This is a genomic window from Streptomyces sp. NBC_01481 (assembly GCF_026339995.1).
GTDB lineage: Bacteria > Actinomycetota > Actinomycetes > Streptomycetales > Streptomycetaceae > Streptomyces.
Genome location: NZ_JAPEPT010000004.1, coordinates 761,219 through 778,725, shown reverse-complemented (window position 1 = coordinate 778,725; position 17,507 = coordinate 761,219). Strand labels below are relative to the sequence as shown.

Below are 17,507 nucleotides of genomic sequence, written 5' to 3'. Positions count from 1 at the left end.
ACCGACGCGGGCAAGAAGATCATGGGCAGGAAGCGGAGCATCGTGATCGACACGATCGGCCTACGGGTTGCCGTGCTGGTCACCGCCGCCAGCGTCCAGGACTCGGCCGCCGTGCACGCGCCTGCTCGACCAGGTCGCCACGAGCCATCCCGGCATCCGCTGTTCTCCGGCCCGTTCTACGCCGACTGCGAGGAGCTGTGTTACGACGGTGACGGAACCAACTTCCCCCGGCGTGGCAGACTGATCATGAGCTGCCGGATCGACGCTTCGTTCCCCGAGTCGGTGAAACCGAGCTGGCGCATGTTGCCGCTGACTCGGCCGGAGTCGCGGGGCACGGGTGACAGGCCGGCGAATGAGGCCAGGCGGTCGGCGGTGCCGAAGGCCTCCATGTCGCCGCCGGTGGCGGCGATGAACTCGGCTCCGAGTAGGGCGCCCATGCCGGGCATGCTGCGGATCACCTCAGCGTGCTCATGCTCGTGAAACCGGGCCTCGATGAGCGCGTCCAGCTCGGCGATCTCCTCATCGAGGGCCATCACCCCGTTCGCGATGCGGGACACCATCGCGGCCGCCAGTTTCTCGCCGGGCAGTGCGGTGTGCTGAGAGTGGGCCGCCTCGACAACGGTCTCGGCGAGTGTGGCGGCGTTCTTGACCTTGCGGTTCTTCAGCCAGGTCCCGATCGCTCTGGTGCCGCTGCGGCGGATCGCAGCCGGCGTCTGATAGCCGGTCAGCAGTACGACCGGGCCCTTCTTGCTCAAGTTCAGCGCGCGCTCCAACGCCGGAAAGATTTCGAGGAGTTGAGCTCGAAGACGGTTGATCTGGCGAGTGCGGTCGTTGACCAGGTCGGTGCGGCGGGCGGTCAGAGTGCGCAGGTCGACCGCTATCTCATCGCCGGGCAGCAGGAGGCCGAGGTCCTTGCGCATGCGCGCCTGGTCGGCGATGACGAAGGCATCCTTCTCGTCCGTCTTGCCCTGGCCCCGGTAGGCGGTTGACGCCTGGTGAACTGCCAGGCCGGTGATGTAGACCATCGGCTGGTCGTGGCTGAGCAGCAGGCCGATGAGCAATGCGGCGCCGCCGTGGTTGATGTCCACGGCCCACAACGCCTCTTCGGACAGCGCGAGCACGTCTGAGAAGCCGTATCTCAACCGAACGTGATCCGTTGATTTCTGCTGGTCAGGCATGGTGTAGCTCGGAATGAGAGAGGCATCCGGCGTCTTGTTTCCGCTCCGTGAGCGAGGGGTGCGCGATGGCGTCGGTGCTGGGAATGCTGGAGGAGCGGGAGACAGCGGCCCGTGTGCGGGTGGAAGGGCTACGGGAGGAAGTCGCCCGGTTGGCTGAGGTGTTGGAGGCCGCCGAGATCGAGCTGGACCGGCGGGTGATCGCGCGGGAAGAGCTGGTCGAGGCCCTGGCAGCCACGGCTGCCGAGACCACCGCCGGGACCGAGGCCGAGGAGAAAGCGGTGCTGTCGCTCGCGCCGGTGCCGGGCTCGACGGTGCCGCCCTGGCGGGAAGGGCTGCCGGTGACGGTTCTGGCGCCGGACTATCAGCGCATTCTGGGCGTGCTGGAACGGCAGCGATCCACGGGTCACGGACCGCTTCGGGCCAAGGGGATCGCGGTGGAGCTGGGCCTTGACGCGACGCCGGCGAAGGTCGAGGGGCTGCGGTCGAAAGCCCGGCGCCTGGCGGAGCGCGGGTGGCTCCTCCTGGAGGCGTCGGGGGCGTTCAGTGCCGTCCGGCGGACCGTGGCCGTCCCAGACGCCGGCTCATCCGCGTGACCATCGACCACCCGATCATCGCCTCGCTGGTGGCGGGCAGGGTCTCGTAGTCCCGGGCCAGACGGCGGGAGTTCATCAACCACGCGAACGTGCGCTCTGCCACCCACCGCCTCGGCAGCACCACGAAACCTGCCATGTCGTCGCTGCGCTTGACGATCTCCAAGGTCAGGGCGAGTTTGTCCCGGCACCAGCCGACGAGGGAGCCGGTGTAGCCGCCGTCGGCCCACACGAGGGTGATGTCGCGGTGCAGACGGCGCAGCCGCATCAGCAGGCCCGCCGCGGCGTCCCGGTCGCCGATGTTCGCAGCCGTGACCGCGACGGCCAGGAGCAGGCCGAGGGTGTCGGTCACGATGTGCCGCTTGCGGCCCGGCACCTTCTTCCCGCCGTCGTAGCCGCGTGAGGCGGCCGGCACCGTCGCGGCGGCCCGCACCGACTGCGCGTCGATGATCCCCGCTGTGGGCTCGGCCTCGCGGCCCTCGCGCTCACGGACCGTCCCGCGCAGCCGGTCGTGGAACTCGGCGATCAGCCCGTGCTCGCGCCAGCGGCGGAAGAAGGCGTAGACCCGGGCCCATGCGGGGAAGTCCGCGGGCATCGCCCGCCACGAGATCCCGCCCGCGACCAGGTAGCGGATCGCGTCCAACAGCTGCCGGTGGCAGTAGCCCTCGGGCCGTCCACCCCGCCCCTGAAACCAGGCCGGCACCGGCAGCAAAGGCCGGACGGCCGCCCACTCCGCGTCCGTCATGTCCGACGGATACCGGCGCACCCGGTCCGGATGGTCGGCCGCGTTGCCGTACACGTGCGCGAGGCAATCGCACGACACGGCGGGCGAGTTGAAGTCAACATGCTCGGGCACGTACAACAAAGACAACAGGGCCTCCGTGCACCACTCGGAATGGGATCGCACCCCCGAGCTACCTGGAGGCCCTGCTTTCACGCGCGGAAACCGCCGCAGTCACCCGATCGAGACTCCCGTTCGATCGACAGCCTTCGAGATCGGTACGGGCAACAACCACTTACGTGTCGGGATGCTCCGGCAGGGCGAGCCAGTCCGACCAGGAGATCTCGCGGCCGAGGAAGCGCGGCTGCTCGAACGTCCAGTCGGCGGCGATCCACTGCGGCACCAGCGCGTCGAGGGCCTGCTCGACCTTGCTGCCCACCAGCTCGTCCACCACCCACCAGGAGATCTCGCCGTCCGCGCCGGCCCTCTCCGGTGGGTCGATGTAGACACAGCCGAGCAGAGCTGTCTCCGCCGCGTCGAACAGCGCGTAGTTGAAGGACTGGTGTGCGGCGATCTCCTTCTCGTGCCGCAACAGGTCGGCCTGGTCGGCCTCGTAGGTCATGGTGGCCGCGGGCCAGCCCCAGGCCGGGCCGAAGATGGTCCACAGCCGCTCGCGCGAACCCATCACAGCCGGATAGTCGAGCGGGGTGTCCGCCTCCCGTATCGGCCGCAGGTGATGGCCAGCGCCCGGCAGCGGTACCAGGACGGGGTGGACGAAGTCATCGGGAAGCCAGCTCATGGCGCCCGACCGTAGCAGCGCGAGGCCGTCCGCTCCCCTGGATTTTCCCCGTATACCGCCAGGTCCTGCTCTCATGCCGGGCAGGGCCCGCGATCACCCGATCGAGACTCCCGTTCGATCGACAGACTCCATGATCGGTATGGCAACGGCTTCTGAGATCAGCTCCAGCAGATCCGGCTCGTGGTTGAGGACTCGGCGCGAGAGCAGACGCTCTCCCTGGGCGTCCATCACCACGCAGTGATGATGTTCCTTGCCGATGTCCACTCCGGCCCAGATCTGGGGCACGGTCACCTCCGCCAGCTCGTCGTCACAGATCGATCCCGCAGACGACCTCGCCGACGTTGTCCTACACAGCGATCAAGTCGCGTATCCCAATTAGCGGTCGAGTCGTCGCGGGGCTCCGGGCCGCCAAGTTCTTTGAGCCATCAGACGGCGACAAGCTCACAGCCATACCCAGAACCCCTGGGCCCGCCGATCTTACGAATGACCGACTCCGACCCACGCCTGGAAGGCAGGACCGACTCCGACCCACGCCTGGAAGGTAGGACAAGCTGTGACCCGGGGCCGCACAGAGCCTGCCACCGCCGCCGGCACGGAGCGGCGGCCGCGGCGCGGCCCGCGCCGAGCGCCGGAGGTCTCCGTTGGACCTACCACGCCCCCGCCGGACGGGCGTTGAGCGCAGCCGTCGGTGTCGCCGGGCCGGTCAGGCGCCCAGCTCGGCGGTCGGCGCAGCAAGCTGCTGTGGGCCACCACGGTGCTCCCGGACATCGTGTTGCTCTACGGATTGCCGCCGCGCCCGACTTCGAACGCCTTCCGTCGTACGCGGTGCGCCCGTACAACGTGCTGCGCTCGCCCGCGATTCCGGCCACGCTGCTGGCGTTCGCGGCCGCGACCCGCGGCCGCCCACCGGCGGTTGCGGGCTTCGGCTGGCTCGCCCATATCGCCGTCGACCACGCATTCGGCTACGGCCCGCGCCGACCGGACGGCCTGCGGTACTGATCCGGGGTTCGCACCGACGCGCCGCGCACCTTGTCGCTGCGTCGCCCCCGGGAACACGCCCGGGGGCGACGTCGCGCTCCGTGGCCGGATGTCTCAACCACGTCCGGCAGACAGCGGACGCCCCGGCTTCACGAGGCGTTCCCCTCAGCGGAGGTCAGTTGGCGTTGACCAGGCCGTGAGCGGGCACGGTGACCGTACGCGCGCCCGGCCGACCCTCCAGAACGACCTTGCGCAGCGCGCTGTTGTTGCTGAGGTTGGTCTCCTTCAGCCGCTTCTCGGGGTTGGCCAGAACCTGGATGTAGTAAGTGCCGTTCGGCAGGTTTGTGATGTCGAAGGACTGGCCGGGGAGGTCCTGGCTGTAGGTGTCGCCCGAGCCGACGTCGAGCACCTCGCGGACTGAGATCGAGTTCTCCTGGCCGCACGCGGTGGACAGGTCCGTGTTGTCCGGGTCCCAGTTGGCGTTCTTCACCGTGTAGTCCACGGCATCGGTGTTGGCCAGGCAGAAGGCCTCCTTGCCACTGCGCACGGCTTCCTTCTGGTCGGCCTTCAGCAGCCGGTAGCTGGCGAAGTCCGTGAAGTGCCAGTGCTCGTGCCCCGGGCGCGGGTCCCACTCCATGGTGCCGGTCGGCGTGTAGCCGACCTGCTTGCCGGTGGCGTCGTAGAAGTACTGGTAGGCGTCCATGAGCTTCTTGCCGGGCGAGCGGAATCCGTCCACCACCAGCTTCGCGGGCCCCGCGTTCCACACATTGGCGCTGAAGGCGAGGTAGTCCTTCCCGGGGACGTCGGCACCGCCGTCACTGATCTGGATGCCATACGCCGGCAGAGAGCGGAGGTCGGGCTTGGGAACGTTGGGCACGGTAGCCCTGCCGGTCGGCCGCTTCGCGTTGGGCGCCGCCGCGGGCGCCTTCCGGGAGCCGTCCGTCTGTCCGGACCCGTCACCCACCTGTGCCGACCTGAATCCGGCCTTCTTCAGTGCCCACGGCAGGGCGGGCGGCGCCGGGGTGTGAGGCCCGTGGCCCACGTTGTACGACGGCCCCGCCCCGCTCGTCGCGGGAGCGGGCGCGGGCATGGGGGTCGCGGTGTGACCGGAGTGCCCGGCCCCGTGGGATCCGTGGCTCCTGCCCGCCGCCGACCTGCCCGCGGGTCCCTCATCGCTGAGCTCGCGTACGGTCACCTTGACCGTCTGAGGCGTGTCCGCGATGTCGAACAGGTCGCGGTAGCGCTTGGCCACGGACACCTTGGCGGTGTACTTCCCGGCCGGAAGGACGACCGGCGCGGAGTAGTGGCCCGAGTACGTGTTGGACGCCCAGCCGTTCTCGACGCCCCACACCGAGCCGAGCGTGAAGGGGTTCACGGGACAGCTCTGGGGGTACTTCGACTTGGCCGGGGCGTCGGGGCGCACCCGACCGGACGCGTTGTTCGGACAGAACGCCTCCGACTTGGTCAGCACCTTCTTGCCGGCCGCGTCGGTGATGGTGATCTCGGCGAAGTTCGGAAGCCCTGAGAAGTCCTTCACCAGACCCTTGGGAAGGGCCTTCGTCCGGACCTTCTTCCCCGCACGGATGATCTGTGTGGCGACGACCGGGTCCTGGTAGGACTTGCGGGTCACCTTGAGTTCGAGGGGCCCGTTCTCGGCGGTGACGTACGTACCAAGGTCCAGGTAGACGCCAGGTGATTCCTTCCATGAGTCCAGAGTCACCGAGTTGGAGGCAGCGATCAGGCTGAGCTTCGGCGTGGGCTGCGCCTTCTTGGCGTCGGGGGCGGCTGCGACGACGCCTGCGGTCACAGCGATTGCCGCGGCGACGGCTATCGCCGGACGCCATGGCCGGGACAGGAGGGATCTGGTCATCATTCCTCGGTTCTGCGAGTGCCTGATGGGACGGTGGACGGACAGCAGCGCACGGAACACCGCTTGGGCCGGATGCGACGCGACGGACTCTGGGCGCGAGACGGTCTTCCATCTTGTGAAAGGAGGAGGCACCCGCCCTGGGTTGTCCGTGAGCTCGCGGATCGCGGATCATTGACCGAAAACAGGTCATGAACCCTGGATCAAGCCGTGCTGGTGCGGTTTCTGCCCTGCGTGCCCGTCAGTTGTGGTAGGGCTCGGCGGTGGCCGTCGGCCCTGCGGCGACACCGCGACCAGCAGTACACCGCGTTGCCGCGGTGATCCCACCCCGGCCACCCCAAGACCGCCCCACACCCGCTGGCCCTCGCCCCACGCCAGCGCGGCCGCCCGCAGCCTCACCCGCCGCAGACGACGCCACTGCCTGGACCGGCACACCCCGAGCAGAACACCGCCCGCGGACCGGACCGGCCTCAACCAGTCACCGCAACCCAGACAACGCCGTCCGCGTACAGGCCCATTGACCCCGGCCACAAAAACCAGACCAGCCCACCCAAAGATCCATACCGGAGGTTGAGAAACGGGCACTCAGCTTGTTCTTTATGGTCTGACCTGGTCACGTTCGGCGATGGTCTCGGGCCGCCTGACCGTTTTGCCCACGTCGTAGTGGGTGGCGGGGTGACGGTTCTTCGAGCCGAGCGGTCTGCCGGGACCGGGCCGGTTGGGTTTCGGTGCACGGGCCGGGCAGGGCAGAGGCTGTCGCACGGCTCCGGCCCGGTGAAGGTCAAGAGCGATTCGTTGTTCGGTTCCGAGGATTAGGGAAGCGTCGGAATCTTGGCTGGTGGGGCGGAACTTCTTGTCGTGCGACCGTGAATGTGATCTTGAGATGCCGCGGGATGTCCGGGAGTGGCTGCCGCCCGAGCACCTGTGCTGGAAGGTTCTCGACGTCGTCGAGCTACTTGACCTATCGGCGTTCGAGAACAGCTACCGTGACGACGGGCGGGGCGGGGTGGCCTACCCTCCCGCGAGCCTGATTGCGTTGCTCCTGTACTGCTACAGCAAGGGAGTGCGTTCCTCCCGTCGCATCGAGCAGGCTTGCTGGGACGACGTGGGCTGCCGAATCATCACCGCGAACCGCCGAGTGGACCACTCCACCGTCGCGCGGTTCGTACGACGCCACCGTGCCGCCTTGAACTCGCTGTTCGTGCAGGTGTTGTCGCTGTGCGGCCGACGTGGCCTGGTCGATCTTTCGGCAGTGGCCGTGGACGGCTCACCGATGGAGGCGAACGCCTCACGCGACGCCAACCAGCGGCTCCAGCGCCTGGAGGAGACCATCTCCCAGTGCGAGAAAGAGATCCACGCGCTGATGGAGGATGTAGTCGACCACGCGCTGAGCGTCGAGGCCGATGGCTCGGCAGCACAGGGCGATGGCGAGGACGCGTGCGACAACTGGCCTCGCCTGTCCCGGCTGTGCGACCGGCTCACCCGGGCCCACTTGGCCAGGGACAGACTGCATGAACGGGCTATGCCTTCACCCACCGAGATCCGGATCAAGGTCGAAGCCGCCGAGCGGATGGTGGCCCGCGCGGAGAAGCGCCTGGCTGCCGAAACCGAGGCTCACCAGGAGAAGCTGAAGAAGTACGAGCTCCGCGTCCGAGAGGACCGGGCGGCAGGACGTCGTGGAGCGAACGGACGGCCGCCGGTCCCGATGGAGCAAAAGACCGTCCTCGTTCGCCAGCGAACGCGACTGGTGAAGATGCGGGCCTGGCTGGAGCGGGCCCGCACACCCCGACCGGCCCCCTCCCCGGAGTCCCGTGCCTGCCTGAGCGATCCCGACTCCCGGCTGATTCCCGGCAAACGCGGCGGCTACCTACAGGGATACAACATCCAGATCGTGTGCGCCCGCCGTCAATTCTTGCTGGCTATCGAAGCGCACGACAATCCCTCGGACAGGACGGCCCTCGTTTTGATGGTGAAGAAGACCCAGCACAATCACCAGGCCGCACGGCTCCCCGGCGACATCCAACTCTGGCTCGCCGACAGTGGGTACGCTTCCGCCGCGTCCTTCGAGGCCCTCGCCGACCTCCCGCTACTGGTCTCGGTCACCAGCGATGCCGACCAGGCAGGCTTTCCCGCGAAACGTCAGCAGGCCCCTGCCGGCCAGCAGGACATGGCGGCCCGCCTCGCCACCCCAACAGGACGGGCCCAGTACCGTCAACGCAGTGCCCTGGTCGAGCCGGGATTCGCCCAGATCTTCCAACGCTTCGGACGACACCTCAACTACCGCGGCCGCCAGGCGGTGGACGCCGAGATCAAGCTCCTCGGCACGGTACACAACCTCAACAAGCTCATCAATCACACGCCCAAGAAGCACTCTTGACCTTCACCGGGCCGGAGCCGTGCGACAGCCTCGGCAAGTTCGGGCGGAGGTTCCTGAACCCCCGGCGGACACGGGCGGGGGTGAGTCGGCCGGGCTCGGCCGGCTTCTCCCATGGGCGGCGGAGGTCAGCGGCCAGCGGCCGGGCGAGGCGAAGTTGGGTGTGGGCCGCGATGACCAGCCAGACGCCTCACGAAGCTAAGAGTCAAGCCGCAGCGGCAAGCCGAGTGGGGAACGCCGTCATTTCGTCGAACAGCTCGTGGCCCTGCAGGCAGTGGTAGAGCTGACCGAGCATTCGGTTGAAGAGGTTGCGCAGAGCGGACGCGTGCCAATCCCCGTGCTCGTCTCGGCGTCGACGGTAGTGCGCCTTGGCGCCAGGGGAGCCGTTCGGGGCGGCGAAGGCCCAGAGGTAGCCGGCGTGGTTGAGGCGGTCGTTCTTGATCCGCCGTCGGGTGATGCTGGACTTCTTGCCGGAGGCCCGGGTGATGGGCGAGGCGCCCGCGTATGCCTTCAGACCGCGGGCGTCCGCGAAGCGAGCGTGGTCGTCTCCGATCTCGGCCAGCACCCGGGCGCCCAGTTGGACGCCGAGACCCGGGAAGCTCAAGATCACTTCAGCGTCCGGGTGCTGAGGGAAAGTCTCTTCCACCGCCTTCGCCAGGTCGTCGGCCGCCGTGCAGGCGGCTTCCAGTTGGCCCAACAGGGCGAGCATCTGCTTGCCGAGTGCGTCTTCGACGAGGGGGGACTGGTGGGCCCAGTCGGCGCGGAAGGCCTCACGGAGCCGCGCGGCTTCGTCGGCGATGCCCCGCTGGCGGCCTGCTCGCTTGAGCGCGGCCTGGATCTGCGTGCGGGTCAGCCGTGCGGCCTTGGCCGGCGTGGGGGCGAGCCTGAGCAGCTCGCGACCCTCCGGCCGGCACAGTCCGTTCTGCCAGGTGGAGAAGGCGTCCAGGGCTGCAGGGTAGTACTCGCGCAGGAGAGAGCGGAGTTGGTTGGCGATCTGCTGCCGGTTCCAGGTCGCGTCCTGCTGGGCGCGGGCAAGGACCGCGATGGCGCGGGCCAGGTCGCTGTCGTCGGGCAGAGGACGGTGGGCGTGCATGTCGGTCCGCAGCACGTTGGCGAGAACGAGGGCGTCGCCGGGGTCGGACTTCTTGCGCGAGACGGAGTGACGGTCGCGATAGCGGGCCGCGGCCATCGGGTTGATCGCGAAGACCTTCCGCTTTCCCTGCCGCAGCACCGCAACGAGCAGGCCGCGGGAGGTTTCGATGGCGACCGGGATCGGATCGTCTTCGGTGTCGCCGTACTCGGCGAGCAGGTCCAACAAGATCTTGTAGCCGGCGGCATCATCGGTGATGTGCCGCTTGGCCAGTAACTCGCCGGAGTCGTTGACCAGGGCGACGTCGTGCGTCCTTTCCGCCCAGTCGATTCCGCAGTAGATCAAGGTAGTTCCTTCCCCGATGGTGCAGGTGTTTGCGCTGGTCACGAGCGCATGCGGGCCACGCGGCTACCTAATTCCAGGTCTCAACCGCACAGGCTGGACCGACGCCTCACTAGCCGTGTTCGTGGCACCAGCGCACCGCGCGGGCCTCGGTCTACTCGGGAGCTCATACGGCTCGGGGGCAACAAGAGGTCACCGTGCGGAGGGCTCGCACCACCAACACCAACGAGTGATCAAGCGAGTAGGTGTTGACGCTTCATAGGTGCCGAGCGTCGTCGCTCTGGCTAGAGGCATCGAGGCCAGGTCCAGCGGAGACGTCCGCTCGGCGCCCATGGAACATCGCCACCCACTGCGTCAGTGGTGGCGGCCGCGGAGGCGCCGGACGCCGCCACTCTTCACTCAGGCGTTCACGCCGGGTTGAGCGAAGGCATCCGTCCGGTGCCCGTGCAGCCACCACCACAAGCGCAAGGCCCGCCCGCACGCTCTAACCAGAGGCTTCACCAGCCCAGCTCGAATCAGGCGTAACGGACCTCACTACTCGAACACCCCGGCTACCCCACCCGGAGCCACCGGAGTGCTTAAGAAGGAATTAGGTCCAGCGGTCCGCCGCCTCGGGGGTGCGGATCTTCGGGCAGGTCCAGCCGAGGGTCTGTTTGAACAGGCGGAAAGTGTGTTCCAGGTCGAATCTGCGCAGGAACGCGTGCCAGCGCAGGTCGACGCCCTCGTCCGACAGACCGGTTGCCGACGACCACAGCCAGACGGCGAGTGGATCGTGGCCGCCGGACAGGCGGTCGACCTCCAGACGGATCAACGTGCCTTCGATGACGGGGAGTTCGCCGGTGTGGTCGATCCACGCGGAGCGGGTAGTCAGGCGAGGATGGATGCGGTCCCAGGCCATCGCGCGAGCGGTGCCGTAGCGGTCGGTGAGCTGCACCGTCGCGGCATCAGGCTCGCCCCAGGTGTCGGGCTTGGCGAAGCGGAATTCCTTGCCGTGCTTCGGCGGGCGCCCGCCTTACGGCGGCGAGATCCAGGGGACCGGGACGGGCTTGCGCATCACTCGGTCCGTGCGCATCCGCCCCAGGACTTCCACCGGCAGTCCTTCCAGTAGATGGGCCATGCGCATCGTAGGCGGCATCGAAGACGACCAGGATGTCGCGATCACCCGCTTGCCAACGGCTCATGTCGATGAGGTCTTCGACCACCCGGCGGACCTGGGCAGCGGTGACCTCGGCGACGTCGTCGGCCGGCCCCAGCCGCAGCGCGTCCAGGATCTGGCACCACGAGGTCCGGCCCGACTCCAGCACAGCGACGAACGAGTAGGGCCAGCCGGGCACGAACTGGTCCGAGGACCGGCCGCTGCGGCCGTAGACGTGGCAGAACAGGCGGTCCGGGCTGGTCGGTGCGTCCGGCCGAAGCCAGTGGGTGACGTCCACCGCCAGGACCAGACGCCCGTCGGCGGCCTCGGGCTGCGGCAGCCCGGCCAGCACCTGCCGCAACTGCGGCACATCCACGTTCCCGCAGCTGAGCGCGTCGTACATCGCGCCGTGCCCGCGCCGGTGCTCGGCCGTCAGTGTGAGGTCCACCGGCGTGGTCACCGGGCCGTCCGCGCACAGCAACGCGTCGGTCAGCTCGAACAGCGTGTCCCCGCGCACGGGCAGGCAGTCGAAGAAGTCGTCCCGGATTCCTAATGGTGTTTGTCAAGCAGCCAGGGCAATGGGCGGTGTGGGCTGGTAGCACCGCCCGTCTCTGAGGAGGGCCCAAAGGACATTCACGCGACGGCGGGCCAGGGCGAGGACCGCCTGGGTGTGGCGCTTGCCTTCGGCGCGCTTGCGTTCGTAAAACCGTCGCGAGTCCTCGCAGTAGCGGATGCTGAACAGCGCCGAGGTGTAGAAGACGCGTTGGAGACGCCGGTTGTATTGCTGAGGACGCCGCAGATTCCCACTGATCTTGCCGGAGTCGCGCGGGACCGGGGCGACGCCGCCGAAGCCGGCGAGGCGGTCGGGGGTTCGGAAGGCGGTCATGTCGCCGCCGGTGGCGGCCAGGAACTCGGCGCCGAGCACGATGCCCAGTCCGGGCATGCTGGTGATCACGTCGAAGGTGTGGTGGTCACGAAACCGGGCCTCGATGAGCTTGTCGAGCTCGGCGACCTGTCGGTTGAGGTCCATCACCTCTGTCGCCAACGTGTGCACCATCTGGGCGGTCAGCTTTTCCCCGGGCAGGCTGGTGTGCTGGCGCTCGGCTGCTTCGACAGCTGCTGCCGCGAGCCGGTCGGCGCGGGTGACCTTGCGGTTGCGCAGCCACAACTCCAGCCGCTTGGCCCCGATCCGGCGGAGGGCAGCCGGGGTCTGGTACCCCGTCAGCAAGATCAGCGGGCCGGTGTTGGCCAGGTCCAGAACACGCTCCAGGCCGGGAAAGATGCCGGTGAGTTGGGCGCGGAGACGGTTGACGGTGCGGGTGCGGTCAGCAACCAAATCGAGACGGCGATTGGTGAGGATCTTGAGGTCGGTGACCGTCTCGTCGCTGGTGCGTAAGGAGTGCAGGTCGTGCCGGACGCGGACCTGGTCGGCGATGACGGCCGCGTCTTTGGCATCGGTCTTGGCTTCGCCGCGGTAGCCCTCGGAGGCGCGGTGGATGGCCCTGCCGGAGATGTAATGCACCGGCTGGTCGTGGTTGAGCAGGATCGCGATGGCCAGGGCGGCTCCGCCGTCGGCCAGGTCGATGCCCCAGGTCACCTCATCGCCCAGGGCGAGGACGTCGGCGAGGAGTTCGAGCAGTTCGGGCTCGTCGTTGGCAACGCGTCGCGACAGCAGCCGTCTGCCGCTCTCGTCGATCGCGATGCAGTGGTGATGGGTTCTTCCTGCGTCGATGCCGGCCCAGATCGCGGTCATGTGGTGCCTCCGTGTGGTGTGCCGGTGGTGCCTCCCACGGACGACCTCGCTGTCGATTCCCTACTCAGCGATCATTCGCAATTCCTAATTGGCAGCCGAGTCGTCGTGGGGCGTCGGGTGGCCAATCCGGACAAGCCACAGGCGGCAGAAGTGTGAAAGCCACACCCGACGCCCCTGGGCGGGTCAACCATACGAAGGGCTCACCACGTCCCGCCGAACAACGTAGGGAAGTGTGACGCCACCGCGAACGCTTCCCGCCGAACGTCAGGTTGCAGCAGACTCATTCCCCCACGGCCTTTGTACTGATCAAGTGCCTCTGGTCGGAGCACAGGATCAGACGAAGGCCGTGTTCACGTCCCCAGAATCCTCATATGAGCGAGTGCGTTCGAGGCATCGTTCGAGGTCAGACCATAAGGAACAAGCTTAGAGACCACGGTTGCTGTGTGGAGCGTCCGGCGTCAATGACCGCCGTAGGCAGGTCCGTCGTTGATAAGAACAAGCTGAGACGCCCACGATCGATACGCGCTGCCGCCAGATCGGCGGCCTGCGGGTCGCCTGGGTTGGGAAGCCGTCCTTGTGCGGCTCAGTGGGTAGGGTTGACGAAGTCCAGGGCCTCACGGGCCAGTGCGTCCCAGCTGAGCTCCGAGCCGGGGTCCAGGCTGAGCCACTCGCGCATGAGCCGCCCGTGCCCCGGGTCGAAGCGCTCGCCCTCACCGGCATCCACCAGCTGGTCGACCCGGGCCCGCGGGAGCTTCACCACCAGACGGCCCTGCGCGAGCATCGCGAAAATCTTCCCGCCGACCTTGAGCGCAGCAGCGCCGAACTTTCCCTCCCGTCCCGGCTCGTCGCCAGGGATGGTCACCCCGTCCAGCTCCGCGAACTGCGCGACCAGCTGCTCGTACCGCTTCTCGGGAGAGACTGCCCGCCGTCGCTGCATCGGCTCCTCGACTCATTCCGGCCGGTGCGGGGTCTCCTGCCGACCTCCGACATCTCGGTGTCCGGCAGCCTACTGTTGTGACCAGGCAGACCATAAAGAACAAGCTCAGCGGGCCGCGCACAAGTGGGACCGCGCTGCGGTCCGGCTGGCGCTGCGTACCGGCAGCGAGCCGCCCCGCTCCCAGCGCCGCCGCGTCGACCGCGACGCGGACTGAGCCAGGGTCAGCACCACGAACGGCCCCTCCCATTGGGCGGGGGCGTTTCGCGTTCCGGGGGGCGCGCCGCCCTGACAGCCGTTTCGCCGGGCATGCAAGAGCCCCCGCCGACGGGGGAGGCGGCGGGGGCTGCAGTCAGTGTGGCGGCGCGTCGGCAGCGCGTTCGGTTTGCCGCGACTGGGTGACGTTGTACGAGCCGACCAAGACCACAACGCAGTCGAGTTACTGAACGACGTCACTGAATGACGCGCCCGCCCGGCGGACCGCCAGGAGCGCCGCGCCGATGTCGGCCGCCGCTCGCGGATCGGACAGGGAGCGGCCCGCCAGCTCCTCGACGCGGCGCAGCCGGTAGCGGACGGTGTTGGGGTGGACGAAGAGGCTGCGCGCCGTGTCCGTGGCGGAGCCGGCGGCGGCGTACCAGTGCTCCAGGGTCTCCAGGAGACGGGAACGCTCCGCGGCCGGGAGATCGAGCAGGGGTTGGAGGACCACCTCCACGAGGTGCGCCGCCTCAGCTGGGGCGGCGGCGACAACCATGGCCAGCGGGTTGTCGTCGAACCGCGCGACGCCGGGGCCGGTGCCCTGGAGGCCGGCCAGAGCCAGACGGGCGAAGCGCAGAGCCTGGGGGGTGTCCCGCAGCGAGTGAAAGCACGGGCTGACACCTACGCGGGCGCCCGCGCGGCGCAGGATGCGCAGGCAGGTGCTCTCCGCCGTCGCCGTGGGCAGGGCGGCCAGACCGATCTGCTGGTCGGGCAGCAGCCGCCAAGCGAAGTGGACCTGGGCCTGACGCAATGCCGTTTCCGTCCCCGCCAGCGGCTCCTCGCCGGGAGCGTCGGCCGCAGCCGCGGCGACCACGTAGGGACCGCGGTCGGGCAGACCCAGCTCGCGGGCGGCCTCCCACAGCGTGCGGTCGGCGATGACGCCGGTGAACAGCGCCTCCACCAGTGCCGAGCGGCGCGCCTGACGCCGCGAGGTCAGCTCGGCGGTCGTCTCCCGGTAGGCCGCCGCCACTGCCTCCGCGTAGCGGCCGAACAGGGCCCAGATCTCCGCGGAATGGGACACCAGTTGGGCGTCGGTGACCTCGGGACGGTTGCGTGCCTCGGCGAGGACCTCCGTCCACAGGAGCTCGAAGCCGATCCGGTACGCGTGCAGGGTGTCCGCCAGCGGCACGCCCTGCTCAGCGCGGAGGCGGCCGGTCTCCCGCGCCGGGCTCGGGTCCTGCGCGCCGGCGCGGCCGAGCTGGTTCAGGAGCAGGTCCGCGTTGGCGGTGCACGAGCGGCGCAGCGAGTCGAAGGGGATCAGCGACTCGTCCTTGTAGGCATCGACGTCCGAGCGGATGCGCTGCGCCATCCGCTCGCCCAGTTCCGGCAGACTCGCATGAAGCGCCGAGACCACCCCTGAGAGGTTCATTCCCGCAGCGTAACGCCCCTGTTTTGTGCTCGGGAACAATCCGGGAGGGCAGACGCTGTCAGACCGCACATAGGCCGTCGCCATCGACGTCTGCACGATGTCGTCAACGTGAACAGCGGATTTCAACGGCGACGTTCGTGGAGGCGGTCATGGCCAATCTGGCGGAGTTCCTGGTGGAGACGGCACGGCGGCAGCCGGAACGCCCCGCGCTGCGACTGGGGAGCCAGGTCACCAGCTACGCGGAGCTCGACGAGCGCAGCGCCCGCGCCGCCGCGCTGCTACGCGCGGAGGGCGTACGACCGGGAGACCGGGTCGCTCTGATGCTGCCCAACGTTCCCGAGTTCGTCGTCCTGTACTACGGCGTGCTGCGCGCCGGAGCGGTCGTCGTGCCGATGAACCCGCTGCTGAAGACCCGGGAGACCGAGTACCACCTGCGCGACTCGGGCGCGGAGATGCTCTTCGAGTGGCACCAGGCGCCGGGCGAAGGCGCGCAGGGCGCGGCCGCCGCCGGAGTGCGGCACCTGGCCGTCGAGCCCGCACCCTTCGCGGGCCTGCTGGCCGCACGCGAGCCACTGCCAGAGGTGAGCGAGCCGGACGGCGAGGACGTGGCCGTGCTGCTGTACACCTCCGGCACCACCGGCCGCCCCAAGGGCGCCACGCTCACCCACGCCGGACTGCGGCACAACACCGAGGTCAACGCGGTCGAAGTGCAGCGGATGACGGCGCAGGACGTGGTCGTGGGCTGTCTGCCGCTGTTCCACATCTTCGGCCAGATCTGCACGATGAGCGTGACCATCCGCGCCGGTGCCTCGCTCACCCTGATCCCCCGCTTCGACCCGCAGACCGTGCTGGACGCCATCGCCCGCGACCGGGCGACGATCTTCGAGGGCGTACCGACCATGTACGCGGCGCTGCTCCAGCACCCGTCGGACGCCGACGTCTCCACGCTGCGGATGTGCGTCTCCGGCGGAGCCTCCCTGCCGGTGGAGATCCTGCACGGCTTCGAGCGCCGCTTCGGCTGCGTGGTGCTGGAGGGCTTCGGCATGTCCGAGACCAGTCCGGTGGTCACCTTCAACCACCCCGACCGGCCACGCAAGGCCGGGTCCATCGGCACCCCGATCAAGGACGTGGAGGTGCGGCTCCTCGACGACAAGGGCCAAGACGTGGCTCCCGGCGAGATCGGCGAACTGGCCGTCCGCGGGCCGAACGTGATGAAGGGTTACTGGAACCGCCCGGAGGAGACGGCGGCCACGATTCCGGACGGCTGGCTGCGCAGCGGCGACCTCGCGCGCCAGGACGAGGACGGCTACCTGTACATCGTCGACCGCAAGAAGGACATGATCATCCGCGGCGGCTACAACGTCTACCCGCGCGAGATCGAGGAGGTGCTCCACGAGCACCCGGCCGTTGCGCTGGCCGCGGTGGTGGGCGTGGCCGACGCGCTTCTGGGCGAGGAGATCGCGGCCGCGGTGGTGCTGCGCCCGAAGGCGCAGGTCACGCCCGACGAGCTCCGGCAGTTCGTCAAGGAGCGGGTGGCGGCGTACAAGTACCCACGCGAGGTGTGGCTCGTGGACACGCTGCCGACCGGCCCCAGCGGCAAGATTCTCAAACGGGAGATCAGCGCGCCGGCGGGGTGAGGCCGTGTGCTTGAGTCAGCCGGGTGACGAGCAGCAACGCCGACGCGTTCCCAGGTTCTCGACGGCTCCCCGGCCGACGGCGGCACCAGGCAACTGGGCAGAGCGGTTACGCCTGTTCGGGTGCCACTTGCCCTCCCCTGACCCATGTCCGGGACCGTCTGGTGCCGCCCTTTCTGGAGCCTGGGGTCTTCCGCAAGCCCATTGCAGCGCCAATCGAATGTCGTCCATCGCCGCGGCCGTCCTCACCCTGGAGCGGCAACGCTGAAGGAGGTCACTGTTCTCGGCCGCAACGGCCCTGCCCAGTCATTCGTAGCCAGGGTCTCGGCGATTCCGAGAACAACTAGACCGCTCACAGTCCTTGTCGGCAAGGACGGCGCCCAGCTCTCCGATGGCGCGCAGCTCCTTCGCCAGTGCCAGGAGGCTTGGCTCGCGTGCCGGCGCACGTCGCTCACCCATGGAAGCGGCTCCCGTCACCCCGACACATC

Annotated in this window: 11 protein-coding genes and 6 pseudogenes; 5 read left to right on the top strand and 12 right to left on the bottom strand. The window is 68.7% G+C overall.

Annotated elements, in window-relative coordinates:
- Nucleotides 1–3 precede the first annotated feature (3 nt).
- A pseudogene (locus OOK40_RS25240) lies at nt 4–102 on the top strand (IS5/IS1182 family transposase); the annotation flags it as partial.
- Nucleotides 103–293: 191 nt separating this feature from the next.
- Here OOK40_RS25240 and OOK40_RS25235 read toward each other — a convergent pair.
- A pseudogene (locus tag OOK40_RS25235) lies at nt 294–1,124 on the bottom strand (IS110 family transposase); the annotation flags it as partial.
- 119 nt (nt 1,125–1,243) lie between these two features.
- Here OOK40_RS25235 and OOK40_RS25230 point away from each other — a divergent pair.
- Nucleotides 1,244–1,771: a hypothetical protein gene (locus tag OOK40_RS25230; protein ID WP_266486154.1), complete on the top strand. Its 528-nt coding sequence runs from the start codon at nt 1,244–1,246 to the stop codon at nt 1,769–1,771.
- On the opposite strand, the gene OOK40_RS25225 is transcribed toward OOK40_RS25230, so the two are convergent.
- From OOK40_RS25225 to OOK40_RS25215, 3 genes and pseudogenes are all read right to left on the bottom strand, one after another.
- A complete protein-coding gene (locus OOK40_RS25225; RefSeq protein WP_266486604.1) occupies nt 1,719–2,513 on the bottom strand; it encodes an IS5 family transposase in 795 nt (264 codons plus the stop codon). The genes OOK40_RS25230 and OOK40_RS25225 overlap by 53 nt on opposite strands.
- Nucleotides 2,514–2,784: 271 nt before the next feature.
- Nucleotides 2,785–3,288: an N-acetyltransferase gene (locus OOK40_RS25220; RefSeq protein ID WP_266486153.1), complete on the bottom strand. Its 504-nt coding sequence runs from the start codon at nt 3,286–3,288 to the stop codon at nt 2,785–2,787.
- Nucleotides 3,289–3,426: 138 nt separating this feature from the next.
- A pseudogene (locus OOK40_RS25215) lies at nt 3,427–3,573 on the bottom strand (transposase); the annotation flags it as partial.
- Between the two features lie 540 nt (nt 3,574–4,113).
- Here OOK40_RS25215 and OOK40_RS25210 point away from each other — a divergent pair.
- Nucleotides 4,114–4,287, top strand: a complete 174-nt coding sequence (locus OOK40_RS25210) for a DUF4260 family protein (protein ID WP_266486151.1) — start codon at nt 4,114–4,116, stop codon at nt 4,285–4,287.
- A gap of 154 nt (nt 4,288–4,441) precedes the next feature.
- Here OOK40_RS25210 and OOK40_RS25205 read toward each other — a convergent pair whose 3' ends face one another.
- Both OOK40_RS25205 and OOK40_RS25200 read right to left on the bottom strand, forming a co-directional pair.
- Nucleotides 4,442–6,139: a lysyl oxidase family protein gene (locus OOK40_RS25205; RefSeq protein ID WP_266486148.1), complete on the bottom strand. Its 1,698-nt coding sequence runs from the start codon at nt 6,137–6,139 to the stop codon at nt 4,442–4,444.
- 591 nt (nt 6,140–6,730) lie between these two features.
- Nucleotides 6,731–6,895, bottom strand: a pseudogene (locus OOK40_RS25200) (transposase); the annotation flags it as partial.
- Nucleotides 6,896–7,016: 121 nt separating this feature from the next.
- On the opposite strand from OOK40_RS25200, the gene OOK40_RS25195 reads away from it, so the two are divergent.
- The gene (locus OOK40_RS25195; protein ID WP_266484976.1) at nt 7,017–8,510 is read left to right on the top strand and encodes a transposase; all 1,494 of its coding nucleotides are present in this window, start codon (nt 7,017–7,019) and stop codon (nt 8,508–8,510) included.
- A gap of 34 nt (nt 8,511–8,544) precedes the next feature.
- Here the strand turns inward: OOK40_RS25195 and OOK40_RS25190 are convergent.
- The 6 genes and pseudogenes from OOK40_RS25190 to OOK40_RS25165 form a co-directional block, all read right to left on the bottom strand.
- Nucleotides 8,545–8,691: pseudogene (locus OOK40_RS25190) on the bottom strand (transposase); the annotation flags it as partial.
- Between the two features lie 21 nt (nt 8,692–8,712).
- The gene (locus OOK40_RS25185; RefSeq protein ID WP_266479884.1) at nt 8,713–9,942 is read right to left on the bottom strand and encodes an IS110 family transposase; all 1,230 of its coding nucleotides are present in this window, start codon (nt 9,940–9,942) and stop codon (nt 8,713–8,715) included.
- A 589-nt stretch (nt 9,943–10,531) separates the two neighbouring features.
- A pseudogene (locus tag OOK40_RS25180) lies at nt 10,532–11,621 on the bottom strand (transposase); the annotation flags it as partial.
- Between the two features lie 15 nt (nt 11,622–11,636).
- Nucleotides 11,637–12,827 carry an IS110 family transposase gene (locus tag OOK40_RS25175; RefSeq protein ID WP_266486146.1) on the bottom strand — a complete coding sequence of 397 codons (1,191 nt, stop codon included), beginning with the start codon at nt 12,825–12,827 and terminating at the stop codon, nt 11,637–11,639.
- Nucleotides 12,828–13,410: 583 nt separating this feature from the next.
- Nucleotides 13,411–13,764: a hypothetical protein gene (locus OOK40_RS25170; RefSeq protein ID WP_266486143.1), complete on the bottom strand. Its 354-nt coding sequence runs from the start codon at nt 13,762–13,764 to the stop codon at nt 13,411–13,413.
- A gap of 436 nt (nt 13,765–14,200) precedes the next feature.
- Nucleotides 14,201–15,385 carry a CdaR family transcriptional regulator gene (locus OOK40_RS25165; RefSeq protein ID WP_266486141.1) on the bottom strand — a complete coding sequence of 395 codons (1,185 nt, stop codon included), beginning with the start codon at nt 15,383–15,385 and terminating at the stop codon, nt 14,201–14,203.
- 149 nt (nt 15,386–15,534) lie between these two features.
- Between OOK40_RS25165 and OOK40_RS25160 the strand changes: the two genes are divergently transcribed.
- Nucleotides 15,535–17,022, top strand: coding sequence for a long-chain fatty acid--CoA ligase (locus OOK40_RS25160; RefSeq protein WP_266486138.1), 1,488 nt, complete (start codon nt 15,535–15,537; stop codon nt 17,020–17,022).
- Nucleotides 17,023–17,507: the final 485 nt, after the last annotated feature.

Coding starts and splice junctions, on each gene's coding strand:
- OOK40_RS25230 (WP_266486154.1), top strand. CDS start 1,244: ATGGCGTCGGTGCTGGGAATGCTGGAGGAGCGGGAGACAGCGGCCCGT.
- OOK40_RS25225 (WP_266486604.1), bottom strand. CDS start 2,513: ATGACGGACGCGGAGTGGGCGGCCGTCCGGCCTTTGCTGCCGGTGCCG.
- OOK40_RS25220 (WP_266486153.1), bottom strand. CDS start 3,288: ATGAGCTGGCTTCCCGATGACTTCGTCCACCCCGTCCTGGTACCGCTG.
- OOK40_RS25205 (WP_266486148.1), bottom strand. CDS start 6,139: ATGATGACCAGATCCCTCCTGTCCCGGCCATGGCGTCCGGCGATAGCC.
- OOK40_RS25195 (WP_266484976.1), top strand. CDS start 7,017: ATGCCGCGGGATGTCCGGGAGTGGCTGCCGCCCGAGCACCTGTGCTGG.
- OOK40_RS25175 (WP_266486146.1), bottom strand. CDS start 12,827: ATGACCGCGATCTGGGCCGGCATCGACGCAGGAAGAACCCATCACCAC.
- OOK40_RS25170 (WP_266486143.1), bottom strand. CDS start 13,764: ATGCAGCGACGGCGGGCAGTCTCTCCCGAGAAGCGGTACGAGCAGCTG.
- OOK40_RS25165 (WP_266486141.1), bottom strand. CDS start 15,385: ATGAACCTCTCAGGGGTGGTCTCGGCGCTTCATGCGAGTCTGCCGGAA.
- OOK40_RS25160 (WP_266486138.1), top strand. CDS start 15,535: ATGGCCAATCTGGCGGAGTTCCTGGTGGAGACGGCACGGCGGCAGCCG.